The organism is Dickeya fangzhongdai (genome assembly GCF_002812485.1).
Classification (GTDB): Bacteria; Pseudomonadota; Gammaproteobacteria; order Enterobacterales; family Enterobacteriaceae; genus Dickeya; species Dickeya fangzhongdai.
In genome coordinates this window covers 4,187,371-4,209,661 of record NZ_CP025003.1, presented here as the reverse complement: position 1 = coordinate 4,209,661, position 22,291 = coordinate 4,187,371, and the positions used below count along the sequence as shown (strand labels likewise).

The following is a 22,291-nucleotide window of genomic DNA, read 5'->3' as shown; positions in this document are numbered from 1 at the left end:
TTGATCTTGAAGTAACACAGGCACAAGACGGAGAGAAACTATGTTTGAACCAATGGAGTTAACCAACGACGCGGTGATTAAAGTCATCGGCGTCGGTGGTGGCGGCGGCAACGCTGTCGAACACATGGTGCGTGAACGCATCGAAGGTGTTGAATTCTTTGCGGTTAACACCGACGCTCAGGCACTGCGCAAAACGGCGGTCGGCCAGACCATCCAGATCGGTAGCGGTATTACCAAAGGTCTGGGCGCTGGCGCCAACCCGGAAGTGGGCCGCAATTCCGCCGAGGAAGATCGCGAAGCACTGCGTTCTGCGCTGGAAGGTGCGGACATGGTGTTCATCGCAGCCGGTATGGGCGGCGGTACCGGTACCGGCGCAGCGCCGGTGGTGGCGGAAGTCGCCAAGGATCTGGGTATCCTGACGGTTGCCGTGGTGACCAAGCCGTTCAATTTTGAAGGCAAGAAACGCATGGCGTTTGCCGAGCAGGGGATCGCGGAGCTGTCCAAGCACGTTGATTCGCTGATCACCATCCCCAACGATAAACTGTTGAAAGTGCTGGGGCGCGGCATCTCCCTGCTGGACGCGTTCGGCGCGGCTAACGACGTGTTGAAAGGCGCGGTGCAGGGGATTGCCGAGTTGATTACCCGTCCGGGTCTGATGAACGTCGACTTTGCCGACGTGCGCACCGTGATGTCCGAAATGGGTTACGCCATGATGGGTTCCGGCGTGGCTCGCGGTGAAGACCGTGCGGAAGAGGCGGCGGAAATGGCTATCTCCAGCCCGCTGCTGGAAGATATCGACCTTTCCGGCGCGCGCGGCGTGTTGGTTAACATTACCGCTGGTTTCGATCTGCGTCTGGATGAATTTGAGACTGTTGGTAATACCATTCGCGCGTTTGCATCCGATAATGCGACGGTAGTGATTGGTACGTCGCTGGATCCGGATATGAACGACGAACTGCGGGTGACCGTGGTCGCCACCGGCATCGGCATGGACAAACGTCCGGAAATTACGCTGGTTACCAACAAGCAAAGCAGCCAGCCGGTTATGGACCACCGCTATCAGCAACATGGCATGGCGCCGCTGACGCAGGAAAAACCTGCGGCCAAAGTGGTGAATGACCAGAGCGTGCAAACCAATAAAGAGCCGGACTATCTCGATATTCCTGCTTTCCTGCGTAAGCAGGCTGACTAAGGTTAGGTTGGAATCTCCGCTCTTTGTGCTAAACTGTGCCGCCGGCCTTGGTGTAAGCTAAGGCCGTAGGTTCAGATGAATGCGAGATAATACGATGATCAAACAACGTACATTAAAACGTATCGTACAGGCGACAGGGGTCGGTCTTCATACCGGCAAAAAAGTCACCCTGACTATGCGTCCTGCACCGGCGAACACCGGGGTCATCTATCGTCGTACTGACTTGAATCCACCGGTTGATTTTCCGGCTGATGCCAAATCCGTGCGTGATACCATGCTCTGTACTTGCCTGGTTAATGAGCATGACGTGCGCATTTCGACGGTGGAGCATCTGAATGCGGCCCTGGCGGGATTAGGCATCGATAACATTGTTGTTGACGTAGATGCGCCTGAAATTCCGATCATGGACGGCAGCGCCAGTCCGTTTGTCTACCTGCTGCTGGATGCTGGTATCGAAGAACTGAACTGTGCCAAGAAGTTTGTTCGTATCAAACAGCCTGTACGCGTAGAAGACGGTGACAAATGGGCAGAATTGAAGCCGTTCAACGGCTTTAGCCTCGATTTCACCATCGACTTCAATCATCCGGTGATTGATGCCGGTTCACAGCGCTTCAAGCTGGATTTCTCCGCTGATGCGTTTGTGCGCCAGATCAGCCGCGCGCGGACCTTTGGGTTTATGCGCGATATCGAGTATCTGCAGTCCCGCGGTCTGTGCCTGGGCGGTAGTCTCGATAGTGCGATCGTGGTGGATGATTACCGTGTGCTGAACGAAGACGGTCTGCGCTTTGACGATGAGTTCGTGCGCCACAAAATGCTGGACGCGATTGGCGACCTGTTCATGTGTGGTCACAACATCATTGGCGCGTTCACGGCGTTCAAATCCGGCCACGCGTTGAACAACAAACTGCTGCAGGCTGTGCTGGCTAAACAGGAAGCGTGGGAATTCGTGACCTTTGAAGATGAAGCGGAAATGCCGCTGGCTTTCAAAGCGCCGTCAACCGTTCTGGCCTGATCCGCAATACATGACATCATGACGACTGGTTTTCGCTGGTATTCTCTCCGGCCAGCGAAGCCAGTCGTTTTAATATTTTCTGTAGTCGTTCCGGACTTTGCTCCGCCAGCCCCTTTAATATCTCCGCACTCTGCGCACTGAGAATTCGTGTTGTTGTCACAGCGGTTTCATCTGTCGGTGCAATGGCATGGGTTTTCTCGTTTTCATGCATTTTTGCGGCCAGCGCTGGATTAATCCTGATGTCGATTGCCGCCAATGATGGTAGTATTTGTGCGCGCAGAGCGGAAAGCAGGGCTGGTTGTTCATAACGTAATCGCATCAGCCAGTTGGCGCCGGCGGTTTCCAGTACCAGCAGACCATGACGATAGTTAGCCACTCGGCAGTATGAACGCAGCGCTGTTGGCAACAGGGCGTGCACCGCTCGATTGAGTTTCAACAGTGCGAGCGCACGTTGTTGAATATCATGCAGCGGGCCTGACCCGGCTTGCGATGCGCCATCGAAAAATGACTCCAGTGATTGTGGACGGTTATCACGCATAACGCAGGCTCCGACGGAAAGAAACTTGTGATTGGTATTTTAAATCGTTGGCGACAATTTGGCAGACGTTATTTCTGGCCTCACCTGCTGCTGGGGATGGTCGCGGCGACGCTCGGCCTGCCTGCCAACTTCACCGAATCACGTGATGCCTCTACTGCACCCAATTCCGCATCGGCGATCAGTCGTCCGAACGTATCTTATTTCAATCTCACCGATCTGGCGGCCTTAAAAGATTCTCGCCGTCGTTCGCCATTCAGTAATGATTTCTGGCATCAGCATGCCATCCGCACGGTGATTCGTCACCTGTCGTTTGCTTTTACGCCACCCGTTACCGTGGTTGAGGCGACGGAGGCTTCCCGGTTACATCACCAGGTATTGCTGGAAACGCTGAATGCGTTGCTGACGCGCGAAGCGACACCGCACGCTTCTGTCAGTGCCGATCTGGCGCCGACTCATTTTTCACCTTCTCATCATACCGGCCTATGGCTGGCGCAGGTTCAGGGCATTCGTGCCGGGCCGCGCGCCTGACTTCGATAGTGTGCTGCTCTATGGCAAGTAGCCGTAGATTCCTTTTCTGATGTCGTGCCAGCATCGATGGACTGGCATTGTTGAGATTAAAATTACTATGTTAATCAAGTTATTGACCAAAGTTTTCGGTAGCCGTAATGACCGTGCGTTGCGCCGTATGCGCAAAATTGTGGATGTGATCAATCGCCTCGAACCGGACATGGAAAAACTCTCCGATGATGAGCTGAAGGCGAAAACTCAGGCATTTCGTGACCGTATCAAGAAGGGCGAAACACTGGAATCGCTGTTGCCGGAAGCTTTTGCTGTGGTGCGTGAAGCCAGTAAGCGTGTTTTTGGCATGCGTCACTTCGACGTACAGCTGATCGGCGGTATGGTGCTGAACGAGCGCTGCATCGCGGAAATGCGCACCGGTGAAGGTAAAACCCTGACCGCAACTCTGCCGGCGTACCTCAATGCTCTGACTGGTCGAGGCGTGCATGTGGTGACCGTCAACGACTATCTGGCCCAGCGCGACGCCGAAAATAACCGCCCGTTGTTTGAATTCCTGGGGCTGACCGTCGGCATCAACCTGCCGGGGATGCCGGCGCCGGCCAAGCGTGAAGCCTACGCTGCCGATATTACCTACGGCACTAACAACGAATACGGTTTTGACTACCTGCGCGACAACATGGCGTTCAGCCCGGAAGAGCGTGTGCAGCGTGAACTGTATTATGCGCTGGTGGACGAAGTGGACTCCATCCTGATCGATGAAGCGCGTACTCCGCTGATCATCTCTGGTCCGGCGGAAGACAGCTCCGAACTTTATATGCGGGTAAACAAAATCATCCCGCACCTGATCCGTCAGGAGAAAGAGGATTCGGATACTTTCCACGGCGAAGGTCATTTCTCGGTGGACGAGAAAGCCCGTCAGGTTAACCTGACCGAACGCGGTCTGGTCAAAATCGAAGAGTTGCTGGTGAAAGGCGGCATCATGGAAGAAGGCGAGTCGTTGTATTCGCCGGCCAACATTATGCTGATGCACCACGTGACGGCGGCATTGCGCGCTCATGTGCTGTTTACCCGCGACGTCGACTACATTGTGAAAGACGACGAAGTCATTATCGTTGACGAACATACCGGCCGTACCATGCAGGGGCGCCGCTGGTCCGATGGTTTGCACCAGGCGGTGGAAGCCAAGGAAAACGTCAAGATCAACAACGAGAACCAGACGCTGGCCTCGATCACTTTCCAGAACTACTTCCGTATCTATGAGAAGCTGGCCGGGATGACCGGTACGGCAGATACTGAAGCGTTCGAATTCAGCTCGATTTATAAGCTGGATACTATCGTCGTGCCGACCAACCGCCCAATGATCCGTAAAGATCTGCCGGATCTGGTGTACATGACCGAACAGGAAAAAATCGGCGCCATCATTGAAGATATCAGAGATCGTACCGCCAAGGGGCAGCCGGTGTTGGTGGGGACCATTTCCATCGAAAAATCCGAAGTGGTATCGCATGCGCTGACTAAAGCCGGCATCAAACACAACGTACTGAACGCCAAATTCCATGCGATGGAAGCGGATATCGTGGCGCAGGCCGGGCGCTCGGGGGCGGTGACCATCGCCACCAACATGGCGGGCCGTGGTACCGATATCGTGCTGGGCGGCAGCTGGCAGGCAGAAGTGGCGCAACAGGAAAATCCGGACGAAGCCCAAATAGCCGCCATTAAAGCTGAATGGCAACAACGTCATGATGAGGTGTTGGCTGCAGGCGGTCTGCACATTATCGGCACCGAACGTCATGAATCCCGCCGTATCGACAACCAGTTGCGTGGTCGTTCCGGCCGTCAGGGCGACCCGGGTTCTTCCCGTTTCTACCTGTCGATGGAAGATGCGCTGATGCGTATTTTTGCGTCGGATCGCGTTTCCAACATGATGCGTAAATTGGGGATGAAGGAAGGCGAAGCGATTGAGCATCCGTGGGTGACCAAGGCGATTGCCAATGCGCAACGCAAGGTGGAAAACCGCAACTTCGACATTCGTAAACAGCTGCTTGAGTACGATGATGTGGCCAATGACCAGCGTCGCGCTATCTATACTCAGCGCAACGAACTGTTGGATGCATCTGATATCAGCGAAACCATCAATAGCATTCGTGAAGACGTGTTCAAGGTCACCATCGATGCCCATATTCCGCCGCAGTCGCTGGAGGAGATGTGGGATATTCCGGGGCTGGAACAGCGTCTGAAAAATGACTTTGACCTCGAACTGCCGATCGCCGAATGGCTGGACAAGGAGCCTGATCTGCACGAAGAGACGCTGCGGGAACGTATCTACGCGCAGGCGGTGGAAGTGTATGGCCGTAAGGAAGAAGTGGTCGGCAGCGATGTCATGCGCAACTTCGAGAAGGGCGTGATGCTGCAGACGCTGGATTCGCTGTGGAAAGAACACCTGGCGGCGATGGACTATCTGCGTCAGGGGATTCATCTGCGCGGGTATGCGCAGAAAGATCCGAAGCAGGAATACAAGCGCGAGTCGTTCGCCATGTTTGCTGCTATGCTGGAAGGCCTCAAATACGAAGTGATCAGCACCCTGAGTAAGGTTCAGGTGCGGATGCCGGAAGAAATCGAAGCGCTGGAACAGCAGCGCCGTGAAGAAGCCGAGCGTCTGGCCCGCCAGCAGCAATTGAGCCATCAGGATGAAGCGGCTACCGGTTCACCTTATGCCGATCGCAAGATCGGTCGTAACGACCCATGCCCGTGCGGCTCCGGCAAGAAATACAAGCAGTGCCACGGTCGCCTGCAGAAATAAGGCCGGTAACGTAGCGATATATCAAATAAAAGGCGGTCATTGACCGCCTTTTCACTGGTTGAAAGGATAATGATGCAAAAAACTTTATCTGTGGCGGTGGGGATTATTCGGAATCCGCAGCGAGAGTTCTTCATCGCCTGTCGCCCGGCCGGGGTGCACATGGCCGGCAAATGGGAGTTTCCCGGCGGCAAGGTCGAAGAAGGTGAAACGCCGGAGCAGGCGCTGGTGCGAGAACTGCATGAAGAAGCGGGGATTGAGGTGATCAATCCAAAACCGCTGGACAGCAAAACGTTTTCGGCAGGCGAACGCCTGATTACACTGCATTTCTTCCTGGTGGAGCAATGGCGCGGCGAGCCGTATGGTCGTGAAGGCCAACCCTCGCGCTGGCTGACGGCTGACGAACTGGATGAAGCAGAATTTCCGCCCGCCAACGCCGAGATGATTCGTCGCCTGAAGGCGGGCATCGCCTAAATTCCAGCCGGGGTTTGCCGTACTGCCGACGATTCATGCGCTGAAGCCAGCATGAATCGCGGTGCGAAATGGCAATAAGCGAATACCGAAATTAGTAGCAATACCGGAATTAGTAGCAATACCGGATTAGTGCTGCGGCTCGCTCCAGACGTCGCTGTCGGATACATCTTCCGCACTGGGAATGTATTTTTCCTCGTCGGCCCATTCCCCTAAATCGATCAACTGGCAACGTTTGCTGCAAAACGGCCGATAAGGGCTATTTTCGCTCCATTCCACCGGTTTGGTGCAGGTGGGGCATTTTACAACGGTCATCTCGTTATCCTCGGCACGGTTATCTCCAGAAAACAGTTCTCGCTTAGCAACAAGCCAGTTCGAATGCCAGTCGCGCAGGTGTTTGCCCATCGCTATCCAGCGGCAGGAAACGGATAGCGTAACGGGTCTTGTGACCGGATATTTGCGGATAGATCTGATGCTCAAGACCAATCCGTAAACGTAACAGGTCGGCGTCGGTCGCATTATCCTGATAGAAACCGTTAAGGCTGATTTGTTCCTTGAAGGCGCCCGCATGGCGGATCAATTCCAGTATGCTGTCGAGCGAGCGTTTCAACGGCGAGACACTGTCCAGCCAGATGCTGGTTTGCCACTGTTTTTGTTCTGGCAACTGGTGTAACCAGATATGCAGTGTGGGCAGGTCAAAACTGCAACATCCGCCCGGCAGGCTCAGGCGTTGCCGAACCATACCGATCAACTTGTCTTCACGCAACCCTTGCCCCATGCGCGGAGCGGCAATCAGTTCGCCCGACAGGTTTCGTAACTTCTGACGCAGCGTGTTAATGCGCTCAATGTCCGCTTCCGGCAGTTCGCCCCACTGCGCCAGTTTTTGTTGCTGACGTTCCAGCTCTTTCAGTAGGTCGGGGCGGGCGTCCCCGCGTTCGAGAATATCCAGCAATTCCGCCACCGCGCGGAAGAAGGTCAGGGCAACGCCAATATCCTTCAACGCGTGGTTGTCGTACATCTGTTGCAGCAGAAACTCCAGGCGTAGCCAGGTACGCATTTTTTCATTCAGCGGATATTCAAAAAGAACTGTTGAGGAAACGTCACTCATTATGGGTCGTCCTGTCAGTTGCGGATGTAGCCAGCGCCAGATAATGCTGATGCAGAGCGGCAATCCGCGGAGCGAGTACGCTCGGATTGCTATTATTATCGATAATATCATCGGCGCAGGCTAACCGCTGTTCACGGCTGGCCTGCGACGCCAGAATGTTTTGCGCCTGAGCGCGGGAAACGCCATCCCGGGCCATGGTGCGTTGCAATTGCGTCTCCAGGGGAACATCCACCACCAGAATACGCTGCGCCTGCTCCTGAAGCTGATTTTCCACCAGCAGGGGAACCACCCATAACGCGTAAGGGGTGGTGACGGCCGCCAACTGACGCCGGGTCTCCTGATGGATCAGCGGATGCAGCAAGGCGTTGAGCCAGCGTTTGTCCTCCGGGCTGGAAAAAATGCGTTCTCGCAGGGCGCTTCGGTTCAGCGCGCCGTCAGGCTGTAATATCTCCCGGCCAAAATGTTCAACAATGGCTGTCAGAGCGGGCTGCCCGGGAGAAACCACCTGGCGGGCGATTATGTCCGCATCGACAATGCTGGCGCCCAGCGCTGCAAAGCCCTGAGCAACCGTACTTTTTCCGCTGCCTATGCCGCCTGTCAGCGCGACGATGTATGCCATGGTAATCAACTGGAAATGGCTGGGTAAATTTATCGGATTCTAGCCCAAATCGAGGGAAAATCGCAGTCTTGCCGCCGGATTATTCGGGCGTATGATCATTATGAATTGGCGCTTATCGCCCGTTCCTTCCTTGACCATCATTCTCACTTCATCAGGTCGTTTACCATGCGTATTGAAGAAGATATCAAGTTGGGTTTTAAAGATGTGCTTATCCGCCCCAAACGCTCTACGTTGAAAAGCCGAGCAGACGTGGAGCTGACGCGTGAGTTTACCTTTTTGCATGCCGGCGGCGACTGGTCCGGCGTCCCGATTATTGCAGCCAACATGGATACGGTGGGTACGTTCCAAATGGCGCGGGTACTGGCGTCATTTGAGCTGCTGACCGCCGTACACAAGCACTATTCGGTAGCCGAGTGGCGGCAGTTTATCGAGAGTACGCCCGCTGCTGTATTACGTCATGTGATGGTATCGAGCGGCACGTCTGACGGTGATTTCGAGAAAATGACGCAGATTCTGGCGTTATCGCCGGCTCTGAAATTTATCTGCATTGATGTGGCTAACGGGTATTCGGAGCATTTCGTCAATTTTGTGCAGAAGGCACGCGAAGTCTTTCCGGACAAAGTGATTTGTGCCGGTAACGTGGTAACCGGGGAGATGGTGGAAGAGCTGTTATTGTCAGGGGCGGACATTGTCAAAGTAGGTATTGGTCCCGGTTCCGTCTGTACTACGCGGGTGAAAACCGGCGTGGGTTATCCGCAGTTATCGGCGGTTATCGAGTGCGCTGATGCCGCGCATGGTCTGGGCGGGCAGATTGTCAGCGATGGCGGCTGTAGCGTGCCGGGCGATGTCGCCAAAGCCTTTGGCGGCGGTGCAGACTTCGTGATGCTGGGCGGGTTACTGGCGGCCCATGAAGAGAGCGGCGGCGATATCATTGAGGAAGAAGGCCGCAAAATGATGCTGTTTTACGGCATGAGTTCCGCTTCGGCGATGGAGCGACATGTCGGCGGCGTTGCCGATTATCGTGCCGCGGAAGGCAAGACGGTACGTTTGCCGTTGCGCGGTCCGGTAGAACATACCGTGCGCGATATTCTCGGCGGACTTCGCTCCGCCTGCACTTACGTGGGCGCAGCGCGGCTGAAAGAACTGACCAAACGAACTACTTTCATTCGGGTTGCCGAGCAGGAAAACCGGGTGTTTAACGGCTGATCCCCTGCTGATATACCCCAAATATTCGAGCTGCAGGAAAGCCAGCGCACCGGCGACCTGAAGTATGACGAGTAAAGCATGGTGAGTATATGTGCTGGCGAGCTCAGGCGCCCGCCAGTACATTCCCTAACTGGAAAATCGGCAGATACATGGCGATAACCAGTGTTCCCACCAGCCCGCCGACGATGACCAGCAACAGCGGTTCCAGCGTTTGCGTCAGTGTATCCGCAAATTGCCGGGTATGGTTCTCATACCAGCCTGCCAGTCGGGCGAACAGCTGATCCAGCGCGCCGGTTTCCTCCCCGACGCTGATGAGTTGATGGCAAGGAGCCGGATAGAGCCAGGGCTCATCATGGATAGCTTGTCCGAGCGGAATGCCCTGCTCAAGCTGGCTTTTGATCTCAGCGAGCGATTGCCGATAAACCGGGTTATTCAGCGTCGCGGCGGCGCTCAGGCCGGAAGGCAGCGTTAATCCCGCCTGCTGCGTCATCGCCAGAGTATGAAAGATTTGGCTCAGGCAATGGCCTCGTACCAGTGTGGATAGCAGCGGTAGCCTCAACAATAACCGCTGCTCCCGTTTTTGCCATTCTGCTTTTTGTCGGCGTATCTGCCGGTAGCTCAGCAATATCGCCACGGGAAGAGTGACGAGCAGCGTACCGTGACGACTCAGCGTATCCGATAATCCCAGCATCATGCGGGTCAGCCAGGGGAGCGGCGCATTAAAGGAGGCGTACAATCCGGCGAATTCCGGTAATACCAGCGTTAACATCAGCAGCGCAACGAGCAGCCCTACTGTTATCACAAAGGCCGGATAGCGCAGGGCTTTGACCACTTTTCCGGTTAGTTGGCGCTGGTTTTCCTGATAGTTTGCCAGCCGGTCGCAACAGTCATCCAGTTTACCGGTCAGTTCGCCGATAGCCACCAGCGAGCTGCACATCACCGGAAAAACGGCGGGATAGTCGGCTAATACTTCTGATAACGCTCGCCCCTGAGACACCTGCAGGCGAATTTCCTGCAACAGGCAGCGCCAGCCTGCTTTTTCGTGCTGGCGGCCCAGCAGGTCCAATGCATCCAGCAATGGCAGCCCGGCCTGCAGCAGTGTCGCCAGTTGCCGGATGATGACTGATAGCTGAGGGCCGCGCCAGTAACGCGGCGTTAGGTATTGCCCGGTTTTGAGGCGCAACGGCTGGTAGCCAAGCTCCAGCAGATACTGGTAAATCTCATCCCGGTTAGTGCCGATGCGTTCACCGGCGCAGAATTCGCCATTGCTGCGAAGCGCTTGCCAGTAATAGAGTTTTTGTACCGCCATCATTCGCCCTTATTCAATGCGATCGCCCACTACCCGATAGACTTCCTCCAGCGAGGTAATGCCTTCGTGGACCAGCGACAGCCCGGCGGATAGCAGCCCGGTTTCCTGTTGCAGAGGCTGTGCCTGACCGCTATCGGACCATGATGCGGAACCAGCCAATGCCTGCTGAAGCGCTGGCGTGACTGGCAGCAGTTCATAAAGCGCCGCCCGGCCGTAGTAACCGGAGAAACAGTGTTCGCACCCTGTCGCTCGCCATTGTCGTAACGGGCCTTGCCACAGATTATCGGGCAAGGTTGCGGCATCCCCGGCTAACTGACGGCAATGCGGGCACAATCGCCTGACCAGCCGCTGGGCTATCACCAGCTTGAGCGCGGCAGCCAGCAGATAACCGGGAATTCCCAGGTGCCCCAGGCGGACCAGCGTGTCGGCGGCGGAATTGGTATGCAGGGTCGATAGTACCAGATGGCCGGTTTGCGCCGCTTTGACGGCAATTTCTGCGGTTTCGGCATCGCGGATTTCGCCAATCATGATCACGTCCGGATCCTGACGCAGCAGGGCGCGCAGTACCCGGGCGAAATCCAGCTGGCTTTGGGCATGGATAGCGGTTTGATTGATGCCGGCCAGCGGAATTTCAACGGGATCCTCTACGCTGCAAATATTGCGGCTGACGTCATTCAGCCAGCGAATGGCGCTATACAGTGTGAACGTCTTGCCGCTGCCGGTAGGGCCGGTAACCAGAATCAGCCCTTGCGGCAAACTCAGCGTCCGTTTGAATTGCTGCAACGCGCGGGCAGGCAGACCCAGCGCATCCAGTTCCAGGGCTTGCTGTTGTGTCTGCAGTACTCTCAGCACCACTTTCTCACCGCCCTGAACCGGCAACGTGGCGATGCGCAGCGAGTAGGCGTACTGATCCAGCCGCAGGCTGAACTGGCCGTCCTGCGGCAAACGCCGCTCGGCGATATTGAGTTTTCCCATGATTTTGAGCCGGGCGATCAGCCGTCCGGCCAAAGAATCCGGTGCCGGCGGGATTTCATGCAAGACCCCGTCAATACGTAATCTGACGCGATAACCGGCAGGCAACGGTTCGAAATGGATATCAGAGGCACGCCGCTGGATCGCCAGTTTCAGCGTCTGATTGATGAACTGGACCACCGGTGCATCATCGGGTTCGTCGAGCGTTGTTGCATCGGCCTGATAAGGCGCGATGGTTTCTTCGGCCTGTGGCGACGTGAGCTGTTGTTCCAGTCGTGCGGCAGGCCATTGTTCGACCAGAACTCGCCGGTGACTGGCGAAACGTAGCGCGGCGACCAGTTCCTCCGCCACCAGACCTGAAACGGCGATAGAAACCACCTGCTCATCCATATCCAGCAGCAGGGCGTGGTAGCGCCGACAAAGTAATTGCAGTTCATGCTGTAATGCGTTGTGAGTCATGATGATCATCCGCCTGTAGCGTCAAAACGAAAGACGTCTTCACATGCCTGACGCAGGCTATCTGCGTTGGCGCCGGTCTGGCAGGCTCTCGTCCAACGGGAGGCGCCGTTCTGCGCATCCAACGTCGGCGTCATGACGATGCTCAGCCCCTGCAGGGTCGACTGGCCGGTCAGGGTAATGATGCCCTGATTGACCGTGACCGCGCTGACATAACGCGATGTGGTTGGCGTTGGAATTCCCTGGCTGCCCGCGCTGCACCCATCCAGTCCCGCGTTACTGAGGCCGCAGAGATCTACGGCGGTTTTATAAGCGCTCATGGTTTGCAGCATGTCGGTCATGGCGGCTTTTTGCAGATAGCCCTGATACGCCGGGATCCCCAGCGCGCTCAGGATGGCGATGATGACAATGACCACCATCAGTTCAATCAGTGAAAATCCTTGTTGTGTCATGTTATTGGTTCCCTGGTGTGGCTGGTGGCGGCAGGATAACGGCAAGGGGCATGGCTGGCGACGGCCATGTTTTCAATCAGGAATCCGCTACGAAAACAGGGAGTGCAACGATTGGTAATTGCAGAAAACAGGCGTGCTCGCTCGCAAAATGATGGGGTAAAGCGAAAGATGTATTAGCGAAAAAGCCAGAGAGGAAGCAGGATAGCCACCAACCCGGAGATGCCGGGCTGATGGAGTTGAGCCATGATGGAGCGAGAAGAACTAACTGAAACGCATCGACAGATCGAGTGCCTGCACATGCTTGGTCAGCGCGCCTACCGAGATATAGTCAACGCCGGTGGCGGCGTAATCCGGCAGCGTTTGCAGCGTCACGTTGCCGGACACTTCCAGCAGCGCACGGCCATGCGTCAACGTTACCGCTTCGCGGATGCCTTCCAGCGTGAAGTTGTCCAGCATGATGATATCCGCGCCGGCGCTCAGCGCTTGCTGCAGTTCATCCAGCGTTTCCACTTCGACTTCTACCGGCACATCGCTACGCAACAGGAAGGCTTGCTCGACGGCCTGTTTGATGGAGCCGGCGGCGATAATGTGGTTTTCCTTGATCAGAAACGCATCCGACAGGCCGAGACGGTGGTTGCTACCGCCGCCGCACAGTACCGCGTATTTGAGCGCTGTTCGCAGGCCGGGCAACGTTTTACGAGTGTCCAGCAATCGGGTAGGGGTACCTGCCAACTGCGCTACATAGCGGCTGACTTCGGTTGCCACTCCGGACAGTGTTTGCAGGAAATTCAGGGCGGTACGTTCACCGGTCAGCAGTATGCGGGATGGTCCGTGCAGACGGCACAGCGGCTGGTTTTCCGTCAGGACATCGCCGTCGCGGACCAGCCAGTTAATGGCAATGTGGCCTCCCAACTGACGAAACACCTCGTCCAGCCAGCGCTGCCCGCAGAAAACGCCGGCTTCGCGGGTAATGATCACCGCGTTGGCCTGCGTTTCCGCTGGCAACAGCTGTGCGGTGATATCGTGCTCCGGGTTGACTTCGCCACCCAGGTCTTCACGCAATGCCAGACTTACGCTGACGGGAATATCCTGCTCGATGCGGCTGAACAGTTCAGCCTGACGCTGTTCCTGACTATAACGACGTGTTGTCATCATTTTACTCCGACGGAAATCCGGAATTCGTGCCACCCGCTGGTTAGTAGGCGGTGTTTACATTAAATATCTATATGATTCAGTGTATTGCTTTTATCTTTTTGGTATCCCGGCCGTGACCGGGATACGCAATGGTGGAGGATCAGAAGTTGTAACCGGCCACCAGATAATAGCCCCATCCAGTGGAGCGGACATTAAACGGACCACGGCCGAAATCCAGCTCGGTGCCATCGGCCCACTGGCCGCCATTATGGAAGTAACGGGCGACTACCGAGTAGTGCCAGTGATCATAATTCAGCGCCAGAATATGGCTGGAGGCAATCGCATTGCTGGTGCGGGACGGGCCGGCGTTATTAGCCAGATCGGAACCGAAGTCGAAGTTGGTGAAGCCGATATAAGTCAGCTTGCCGCCCCACAATGAGGTAATCGGGTAGAAGTATTTGATTTTAAAGCGGTAGCCATCCCAGCGATCTTCATTCGGCGCGCCGTAGTTCTGCCACTGGTACTTGGCATAGATATTGGCGGACAGCGACAGGTCTGTTCCGGTATTGATATCGGTTCCCAGACCTACGTACCAGGTGCTCTGGCGTGAGTCGTTATTTTGCCCTTGATCGTAAATGATGTTGTTGGCGACGTACCACTCTTTGAACGGCCCGAAGCCCAGTTGGGTGTTGGTCAGCTTATCAATGGAAAAGCGTGGCTCGATCTCCATGAACAGCGGGGAGCCTTTATCCCAGATGCCGCGATCTGGCGTGTTGCCGGCGCCAAAAACTTTCGGCACGTCGACATAGCCATAGAAATCAAACCAGTCCTTATGGGCGAAAGCTTCATATTCCAGATACAAATCATTGTTTAACTGAGGTCCGAAACGGGTGTGATAGCTGCCCACCACATTGACGCTCTGGTGCCACCAGTCGGAGAGATATTGCGGGGAATTCCCCTCGGCAAGGGTGGGTAAACTGTATGACAGTGTGCTGATTGCACAGGCGGCAAGGATTTTTTTCATGGCGATTCTCTGTATTGCCTGAACCGTTGTCGGCCGCCTGGCATGCACATGCCGGGTCAGCGGATAGCGATTCGGACCGTGATAACAAAACTGTGAAACATAAGTGCTGAAAAACTTTCCGGCGATGCGCAGTGACGAAAACGTTTGCCTGTTATGGCGCGCACGTCGGGTGCCTGTCGGAAAGAAGGGGCGCAGCATACCAGAAGAAGAGAAGAACATCATGATTTGTGTGCGTATCCTGACATGGTGTCGGCGGATGAGCCGGAATGGTTTTTTTAACACGTCAGGAACATGATGGATGCGGTAAGATGGTCGCATGATGAGCGCGATCAGTCGGTTAGATTACGTAACGCCTTGTCCGGATTGGACCGGATATAAACAGGCTGGATGGGCGACGAGAGTTTGCTGAATGGCAGGTCAGATTAAAGGAGCGTTGATGAAAGTGGAACATGGCTGGCTAACAGACGTCAGGCGCGTTCTGTCGCCGCATCAGGACGACCGTCCGGAAGGCGAGTCGCCTTCTCTGCTGGTGATTCACAACATCAGCCTGCCTCCGGGTGAATTCGGCGGGCCTTATATCGATCAACTATTTACCGGTACGCTGGATGGGGGGGAACACCCCTATTTTGCCTCGATATGCCATCTGCGGGTGTCGGCGCACTGCCTGATCCGCCGCGACGGCGAAATCGTACAGTACGTGGCGTTCGGTCAGCGAGCCTGGCATGCCGGGGTGTCGCAGTTTGAAGGGCGGGAGCGTTGTAACGATTTCGCCATCGGCATTGAACTGGAAGGCACCGATACGCTGCCGTTTACCACGGAACAGTATGCCCGGCTGGCGGAAGTGACCCGTCTGTTGAGCGCAACCTATGGCATTACGCCAGCACACATTACCGGACATAGCGATATCGCGCCGGGACGCAAGACCGACCCCGGTCCCATGTTCGACTGGGCGCGGTATCAATGGTTATGGCAGACACAGCCGGAACAAGGGGGGTAACCACTGATGACGTTGTTTAGCCTATTGCTGGTTCTGGGGTGGGAGCGGTTGTTTAAACGTGGCGACCATTGGCAACTGGATCACCATCTGGAACGGGTGTTCCGTCATCTTTCCGCGCCATCGCTGGTACAGACCTTGCTGCTGACGATCGCTGGAATGGCGATAGTGCTGGCGGCGCAGTGGCTGCTTAGCGGATGGCTGTTTGGCTTGCCGCTGTTGCTCTTATGGATTGCGGTTGGGTTGCTGTGCATCGGCGCCGGGGAAACGCGGCAGCACTATCATCGTTATATTCAGGCCGCCCAGCGTGGCGAAGCGAATGCCTGCCGGGAAATGGCTGAGGAACTGGCGCTGATTCACGGCCTGCCGCTGGATGCCAGCGAACGTGAACGGCTAAGGGAATTGCAGAACGCGTTGCTGTGGCTGAATTTCCGCTTTTATCTGGCGCCGTTGTTCTGGTTTGTGGCTGCCGGCCCTTATGGCCCGGTGGCGCTGGTCGGTTACGCGGTGTTGCGCGCACGTCAGTGCTGCCTGGCCCGGCATCACACGCCGCTGGAGCGGGCAAATTCCGGCGTCGATACTTTATTGCATTGGCTGGACTGGATCCCGGTGCGGTTGGCCGGCGCGGCTTATGCGCTGTTGGGGCATGGCGAGAAGGCGCTGCCGGCCTGGTTTGCCGCCATGACGGACGTGCGTTCCTCCCAATACTGGGTACTGACGCAACTGGCGCAATTTTCACTGGAGCGGGAGACGCATAGCGATCCGATTTCCACACCGAGGGCGGCGGTGTCGCTGGCGAAGAAGGTAACGCTGGTGCTGGTTGTCGTCGTAGCGTTGCTGACTATTTACGGTACGTTGGTATAACGCGAGGCGAGATGAAAACATCATGGCCGCCGACGCGGCCATGATAGTTGCGTCACGGATTAGCGACGCTTTTTGAAACGATAACCGATGCCCAGCACTGCCAGCCAGACCGGGATCAGCAAGACGGAGATCTGGATTCCCGGCGTCAGGTACATGATCACCAGAATACCGGCCATAAAAGCCAGGCACAGGTAGTTGCCGAACGGGAACCACAGCGCTTTGAAGCGGGTCTGTACCCCTTCGCGCTCTTTACTGGCGCGGAATTTCAGGTGCGCCAGACTGATCATCGCCCAGTTGATGACCAGCGCGGACACCACCAACGCCATCAGCAGTTCAAACGCTTTGCCGGGCAACACATAGTTGATCAGCACACACAGCGCGGTTGCCAGCGCAGAAATACCAATCGCCACCACCGGCACGCCGCGACGGTCGACTTTCAGCAGCGATTGCGGGCCGTTCCCCTGTTTAGCCAAACCGTACAGCATGCGGCTGTTGCAGTAGACGCAGCTGTTGTAAACCGACAGCGCCGCCGTCAGCACCACGATATTCAGGATATTGGCGACCAGCTCACTATTCAGCGCATGGAAAATCATCACGAACGGACTACCGCCTTCCACCACTTTACCCCACGGATAGAGCGACAGCAGAACGGTCAGTGAACCGATATAGAAAATCAGGATGCGATAAATAACCTGGTTGGTGGCACGGGGAATGCTTTCTTCCGGTTTGTCCGCTTCTGCGGCGGTAATACCCACCAGTTCCAGCCCGCCGAAAGAGAACATAATCACCGCCATCGCCATAACCAGACCGACGACGCCGTTGGGGAAGAAACCGCCTTGCGCCCAGAGATTGGTGATGGTGGCTTCCGGTCCGCCATGACCACTCATCAGCAGCCAACCGCCGAACGCGATCATGCCGACAATCGCCACTACCTTGATAATCGCAAACCAGAACTCCAGTTCGCCGTACATTTTCACATTGGCGAGGTTAATGGCGTTAATCAGCACAAAGAACACCGCGGCGGAAACCCAGGTGGGAATGTCCGGCCACCAGTATTGAACGTAGATGCCGACGGCGCTCAGTTCCGCCATCGCCACCAGCACATAGAGCACCCAGTAGTTCCAGCCAGAAGCGAAACCCGCGAAGTTACCCCAGTATTTATAGGCAAAGTGGCTGAACGAACCGGCAACCGGCTCTTCCACCACCATTTCGCCCAACTGGCGCATGATGAAAAACGCGATCAGACCGCCGATTGCATACCCCAGCAGGACGGACGGCCCGGCCATCTTGATCGTTTGCGCGATACCAAGAAACAGCCCGGTACCGACCGCACCCCCCAGAGCAATCAACTGTATGTGACGGTTTTTGAGGCCGCGTTGCAGCGTACCGTCTTGTTGATCTTGCATACTTTTACCCTCTGCCGATGAAAAGACAAACCGTTCACCGACGGTGTGGCGCGGGCTGGTGTTTGTCTTTTTACGTATGTGTAATTTTATATTTACGACGCTGACAAACCTAAATCGCCGCCAACGCTATCGCGCGTCAGAGAATAGTGATACGCGCAGAGAATTGCACTGATTTCTTGCGAGATACGACATAAAAGTGTGATGTCATGATCACCGTCATCTGTACGGTATGAGGTTGTTATTTTATCGTGGCGAGGACAGGAACCGGCGAGGTTGCCTTATCCATGTCATACAGCTGCGATATGTTAGGGATATTGCTGAATAAGACGATGACAGGTCATCATCGTTTTGATTTTTTATTCTTTTATTTCGCATAAAAATGCAAAATGTTGCGGGTTGAACGGTTCAGCTTTGCCTGATTAGGGTTTCAAAAAAGTTAAAACGTCCGGGCTTCAAGAATGGTCATACCACTGACCGATTCGTGCTTTTGCCGCAAGATTATGGGCATTTGTTAAAAAGTGAGGTGATTGGTGATTTCGCACAACGTCCGTATGGACAGAAGGTGAATACTTTGTTACTTTGTGCGTCACGTTTTTAAAATTGGTATTACCAATTGACTCCGCGCTTTTTCGCCGGGAAGAATCTACATGGCCTACAGCAAGATCCGTCAGCCCAAACTGTCAGATGTGATTGAACAGCAACTGGAGTTTCTGATCCTTGAGGGAACCTTGCGCCCCGGTGAGAAACTGCCGCCGGAACGCGAACTGGCAAAACAGTTTGATGTTTCCCGTCCCTCGCTGCGCGAGGCGATTCAACGGTTGGAAGCTAAAGGTTTGCTGTTGCGCCGTCAGGGCGGCGGCACCTTTGTGCAGAACAACCTCTGGCAGAGCGTTAGCGATCCGCTGGCGGAACTGTTGAGTAATCACCCCGAATCTCAGTTCGACCTCCTCGAAACCCGTCATGCCCTTGAAGGGATAGCTGCTTACTACGCGGCGTTACGCGGCACTGAAGAAGATCTGCAGCGCATCCGCGATTGCCATGCCCAGATTGAAACCGCGCGCGAAGCCAGTGACCTGGAAGGGGAGTCCGAGGCCGTCATGCACTATCAGGTGGCGGTGACCGAGGCCACGCATAACGTCGTGCTGTTGCACCTGTTACGCTGTATGGGACCGATGCTCGAACAGAACGTCAGACAGAATTTTGAGTTGCTTTATCTGAGTCGTGAAGTCCTGACGCAGGTGAGTAGCCATCGTGCCAGGATTTTTGAGGCGATTGTCGCCCGCGAGCCGGAAAAGGCGCGCGAAGCATCACATCGCCATCTGGCATTTATTGAGGAAGTACTGCTGGAACTTAACCGGGAACATAGTCGGCGGGAACGCTCGTTGCGCCGGCTCCAGCAACGCAAGGATTAGACCGCCAGGTGGCGGTCGTGTGCGGTAACAAGACGAAGGGCCTGTCTTCCTGCGCTTTCTCCGGCAGGAACAGAACGCAGGAAGACAGGCTCCAGACAAATCCACTGATTAGAAACAGATAAGGAATACACCATGTCAGAACGTTTGAACAATGACGTGGATCCGATCGAAACGCGTGACTGGCTGCAGGCGATCGAATCGGTTATCCGTGAAGAAGGTGTTGAGCGCGCTCAGTTCCTGATTGATCAGGTACTGTCCGAAGCACGCAAAGGTGGTGTGAAAGTGGCTGCGGGCAGCGCTGGCAGCAACTACGTTAACACCATCGCGGTTGAAGATGAGCCCGCATATCCGGGTAACCTTGATCTGGAAAGCCGTATTCGTTCCACCATCCGTTGGAACGCGATCATGACAGTTCTGCGTGCATCTAAAAAGGATCTGGAGCTGGGCGGTCACATGGCGTCTTTCCAGTCCTCCGCCACCTTCTATGAAGTGTGCTTCAACCATTTCTTCCGTGCCCGTAACGCACAGGATGGCGGTGATTTGGTGTTCTTCCAGGGACATATTTCTCCAGGGGTTTACGCGCGTGCGTTCCTGGAAGGTCGTCTGACCGAAGATCAGATGAACAATTTCCGTCAGGAAGTTCATGGTAACGGCTTGTCCTCCTATCCGCATCCGAAGCTGATGCCGGAATTCTGGCAGTTCCCGACCGTATCAATGGGGTTGGGTCCAATCAATGCCATCTATCAGGCTAAGTTCCTGAAGTATCTTAATAATCGTGGTCTGAAAGACACCACGAAACAAACGGTTTACGCTTTCCTGGGCGACGGTGAAATGGATGAGCCGGAATCCAAAGGCGCCATCACCATCGCGACCCGCGAAAAACTGGACAACCTGGTATTCGTCATCAACTGTAACCTGCAGCGTCTGGATGGTCCGGTCACCGGTAACGGCAAGATCATCAACGAGCTGGAAGGCATCTTCGGTGGCGCAGGCTGGGAAGTAATCAAGGTTATCTGGGGTGGTCGTTGGGACGAACTGCTGCGTAAAGACACCAGTGGTAAGCTGATTCAACTGATGAACGAAACCGTTGACGGCGACTACCAGACCTTCAAATCCAAAAACGGCGCTTACGTGCGTGAGCACTTCTTCGGCAAATACCCGGAAACCGCCGCACTGGTCAAAGACTGGACCGACGATCAGATTTGGGCGCTCAACCGTGGCGGCCACGATCCGAAGAAAGTCTTCGCTGCACTGAAAAAAGCGCAGGAAACCAAAGGCAAGCCGGTGGTTATCCTGGCTCATACCATCAAAGGTTACGGTATGGGTGACGCAGCCGAAGGCAAGAACATTGCTCACCAGGTCAAGAAAATCAACATGGACGGCGTGCGCTACTTCCGCGACCGTTTCAATGTGCCGGTGTCTGACGCCGATATCGAAAACCTGCCGTTCATTACCTTCAACAAAGATTCCGAAGAGTACAAATACCTGCACGAACGTCGTCAGGCGCTGGAAGGCTACCTGCCGTCCCGTCAGCCGAAGTTTGATGAAAAACTGGATCTGCCGACGCTGGAAGATTTCGGTCCTCTGCTGGAAGAGCAGACCAAAGAAATCTCTACCACCATCGCGTTTGTTCGTGCTCTGAACGTGATGCTGAAGAACCAGTCGATCAAAGACCGTTTGGTTCCGATCATCGCCGACGAAGCGCGTACCTTCGGTATGGAAGGTCTGTTCCGCCAGATCGGTATCTACAGCCCGAACGGCCAGCAGTACACCCCGCAGGACCGTGAACTGGTTGCTTACTACAAGGAAGACCAGAAAGGTCAGATCCTGCAGGAAGGCATCAACGAACTGGGCGCAGGCGCTTCCTGGCTGGCGGCGGCAACGTCTTACAGCACCAACAACCTGCCGATGATCCCGTTCTACATTTACTACTCCATGTTCGGGTTCCAGCGTATCGGCGACCTGTGCTGGGCGGCGGGCGACCAGCAGGCGCGCGGCTTCCTGATCGGCGGGACCTCCGGTCGTACCACGCTGAACGGCGAAGGTCTGCAGCATGAAGACGGTCATAGCCACATTCAGTCGCTGACCATCCCGAACTGTATTTCCTACGACCCGGCTTTCGCTTACGAAGTTGCGGTAATCATGCATGACGGTCTGGTCCGCATGTATGGCGAAGCGCAGGAAAACGTTTACTACTACATCACGACGCTGAACGAAAACTACCACATGCCGGCCATGCCGCAGGGCGCCGAAGAAGGCATCCGCAAAGGTATCTACAAGCTGGAAACCGTGGCGGGCAGCAAAGGCAAAGTTCAGTTGCTGGGTTCCGGTTCTATCCTGCGTCACGTGCGCGAAGCCTCGCAGATTCTGGCGAAGGATTACGGCATCGGTTCCGATGTGTACAGCGTTACCTCCTTCACGGAACTGGCCCGCGACGGTCAGGACTGCGAACGTTGGAACATGCTGCACCCGACCGAAGCTCCGCGCGTACCGTACATCGCTCAGGTGATGAACGATGCACCGGCGGTCGCGTCTACCGACTACATGAAACTGTTTGCCGAGCAGGTTCGCACCTACGTTCCGGCCAGCGATTATCGCGTACTGGGCACCGATGGCTTCGGTCGTTCCGACAGCCGTGAGAACCTGCGTCACCACTTCGAAGTGGACGCGTCCTACGTGGTCGTGGCTGCGCTGGGCGAACTGGCTAAACGCGGTGAAGTTGAAAAATCCGTGGTGGCTGAAGCCATCAAGAAATTCAACATCGACCCTGAAAAAGTTAACCCGCGCGTAGCATAAGAGGGAAAGA

General features: G+C 55.5%; 20 protein-coding genes. 10 read left to right on the top strand and 10 right to left on the bottom strand.

The features are described 5' to 3' along the window. Positions 1-40 precede the first annotated feature (40 nt). Both ftsZ and lpxC read left to right on the top strand, forming a co-directional pair. Entirely contained in the window at positions 41-1,192 is a 1,152-nt protein-coding gene (ftsZ, locus tag CVE23_RS18835) for a cell division protein FtsZ (RefSeq protein ID WP_012886159.1), read from the top strand. 94 nt (positions 1,193-1,286) lie between these two features. Beyond that, positions 1,287-2,204: a UDP-3-O-acyl-N-acetylglucosamine deacetylase gene (lpxC, locus tag CVE23_RS18830; protein ID WP_024107274.1), complete on the top strand. Its 918-nt coding sequence runs from the start codon at positions 1,287-1,289 to the stop codon at positions 2,202-2,204. 16 nt (positions 2,205-2,220) lie between these two features. On the opposite strand, the gene CVE23_RS18825 is transcribed toward lpxC, so the two are convergent. Beyond that, a complete protein-coding gene (locus CVE23_RS18825) occupies positions 2,221-2,742 on the bottom strand; it encodes a DUF721 domain-containing protein (protein WP_038665723.1) in 522 nt (173 codons plus the stop codon). A gap of 27 nt (positions 2,743-2,769) precedes the next feature. On the opposite strand from CVE23_RS18825, the gene secM reads away from it, so the two are divergent. The 3 genes from secM (at position 2,770) to mutT (ending at position 6,532) form a co-directional block, all read left to right on the top strand. Beyond that, complete coding sequence (gene secM, locus CVE23_RS18820; RefSeq protein WP_049853544.1) at positions 2,770-3,270, top strand: secA translation cis-regulator SecM; 501 nt, start codon at positions 2,770-2,772, stop codon at positions 3,268-3,270. Positions 3,271-3,367: 97 nt separating this feature from the next. Next, positions 3,368-6,061: a preprotein translocase subunit SecA gene (secA, locus tag CVE23_RS18815; protein ID WP_049853543.1), complete on the top strand. Its 2,694-nt coding sequence runs from the start codon at positions 3,368-3,370 to the stop codon at positions 6,059-6,061. A gap of 69 nt (positions 6,062-6,130) precedes the next feature. Next, entirely contained in the window at positions 6,131-6,532 is a 402-nt protein-coding gene (mutT, locus tag CVE23_RS18810) for an 8-oxo-dGTP diphosphatase MutT (RefSeq protein ID WP_072093485.1), read from the top strand. Positions 6,533-6,658: 126 nt separating this feature from the next. On the opposite strand, the gene yacG is transcribed toward mutT, so the two are convergent. From yacG to coaE, 3 genes are read right to left on the bottom strand one after another with little or no spacing between them, the layout of a single operon-like run. After that, a complete protein-coding gene (gene yacG / locus CVE23_RS18805; protein ID WP_038920217.1) occupies positions 6,659-6,844 on the bottom strand; it encodes a DNA gyrase inhibitor YacG in 186 nt (61 codons plus the stop codon). 43 nt (positions 6,845-6,887) lie between these two features. Further along, the gene (gene zapD, locus CVE23_RS18800) at positions 6,888-7,637 is read right to left on the bottom strand and encodes a cell division protein ZapD (protein WP_038665739.1); all 750 of its coding nucleotides are present in this window, start codon (positions 7,635-7,637) and stop codon (positions 6,888-6,890) included. Next, a complete protein-coding gene (gene coaE, locus CVE23_RS18795; RefSeq protein ID WP_100850145.1) occupies positions 7,630-8,256 on the bottom strand; it encodes a dephospho-CoA kinase in 627 nt (208 codons plus the stop codon). Before coaE ends, zapD begins: the two co-directional genes overlap by 8 nt. A gap of 165 nt (positions 8,257-8,421) precedes the next feature. On the opposite strand from coaE, the gene CVE23_RS18790 reads away from it, so the two are divergent. Beyond that, on the top strand, positions 8,422-9,462 hold the full coding sequence (locus tag CVE23_RS18790; RefSeq protein WP_100850144.1) for a GMP reductase: 1,041 nt from the start codon (positions 8,422-8,424) through the stop codon (positions 9,460-9,462). A gap of 103 nt (positions 9,463-9,565) precedes the next feature. On the opposite strand, the gene hofC is transcribed toward CVE23_RS18790, so the two are convergent. The 5 genes from hofC to CVE23_RS18765 all read right to left on the bottom strand — a co-directional run bounded on the left by hofC (position 9,566) and on the right by CVE23_RS18765 (position 14,809). After that, positions 9,566-10,771, bottom strand: coding sequence for a protein transport protein HofC (gene hofC / locus CVE23_RS18785; protein ID WP_100850497.1), 1,206 nt, complete (start codon positions 10,769-10,771; stop codon positions 9,566-9,568). Between the two features lie 9 nt (positions 10,772-10,780). Next, entirely contained in the window at positions 10,781-12,202 is a 1,422-nt protein-coding gene (gene gspE / locus CVE23_RS18780) for a type II secretion system protein GspE (protein ID WP_038921119.1), read from the bottom strand. A 5-nt stretch (positions 12,203-12,207) separates the two neighbouring features. Then, positions 12,208-12,651: a prepilin peptidase-dependent pilin gene (ppdD, locus tag CVE23_RS18775; RefSeq protein WP_038665751.1), complete on the bottom strand. Its 444-nt coding sequence runs from the start codon at positions 12,649-12,651 to the stop codon at positions 12,208-12,210. Between the two features lie 261 nt (positions 12,652-12,912). Next, positions 12,913-13,803: a carboxylating nicotinate-nucleotide diphosphorylase gene (nadC, locus tag CVE23_RS18770; protein ID WP_049853554.1), complete on the bottom strand. Its 891-nt coding sequence runs from the start codon at positions 13,801-13,803 to the stop codon at positions 12,913-12,915. A gap of 142 nt (positions 13,804-13,945) precedes the next feature. Next, positions 13,946-14,809 (bottom strand): nucleoside-specific channel-forming protein Tsx, encoded by an 864-nt coding sequence (locus CVE23_RS18765; protein ID WP_049853541.1) that lies wholly within the window; start codon positions 14,807-14,809, stop codon positions 13,946-13,948. 436 nt (positions 14,810-15,245) lie between these two features. Here CVE23_RS18765 and ampD point away from each other — a divergent pair, with 436 nt between their 5' ends. Together ampD and ampE are read left to right on the top strand one after the other, a co-directional pair. After that, complete coding sequence (gene ampD / locus CVE23_RS18760) at positions 15,246-15,806, top strand: 1,6-anhydro-N-acetylmuramyl-L-alanine amidase AmpD (RefSeq protein WP_100850143.1); 561 nt, start codon at positions 15,246-15,248, stop codon at positions 15,804-15,806. A 6-nt stretch (positions 15,807-15,812) separates the two neighbouring features. After that, positions 15,813-16,667: a beta-lactamase regulator AmpE gene (ampE, locus tag CVE23_RS18755; protein WP_100850142.1), complete on the top strand. Its 855-nt coding sequence runs from the start codon at positions 15,813-15,815 to the stop codon at positions 16,665-16,667. Between the two features lie 59 nt (positions 16,668-16,726). On the opposite strand, the gene CVE23_RS18750 is transcribed toward ampE, so the two are convergent. Then, complete coding sequence (locus CVE23_RS18750) at positions 16,727-18,073, bottom strand: amino acid permease (protein ID WP_038920213.1); 1,347 nt, start codon at positions 18,071-18,073, stop codon at positions 16,727-16,729. Positions 18,074-18,720: 647 nt separating this feature from the next. On the opposite strand from CVE23_RS18750, the gene pdhR reads away from it, so the two are divergent. Together pdhR and aceE are read left to right on the top strand one after the other, a co-directional pair. Next, complete coding sequence (gene pdhR / locus CVE23_RS18745) at positions 18,721-19,485, top strand: pyruvate dehydrogenase complex transcriptional repressor PdhR (RefSeq protein WP_038665766.1); 765 nt, start codon at positions 18,721-18,723, stop codon at positions 19,483-19,485. A 132-nt stretch (positions 19,486-19,617) separates the two neighbouring features. Next, entirely contained in the window at positions 19,618-22,281 is a 2,664-nt protein-coding gene (gene aceE, locus CVE23_RS18740; protein WP_038665768.1) for a pyruvate dehydrogenase (acetyl-transferring), homodimeric type, read from the top strand. Positions 22,282-22,291 lie beyond the last annotated feature (10 nt).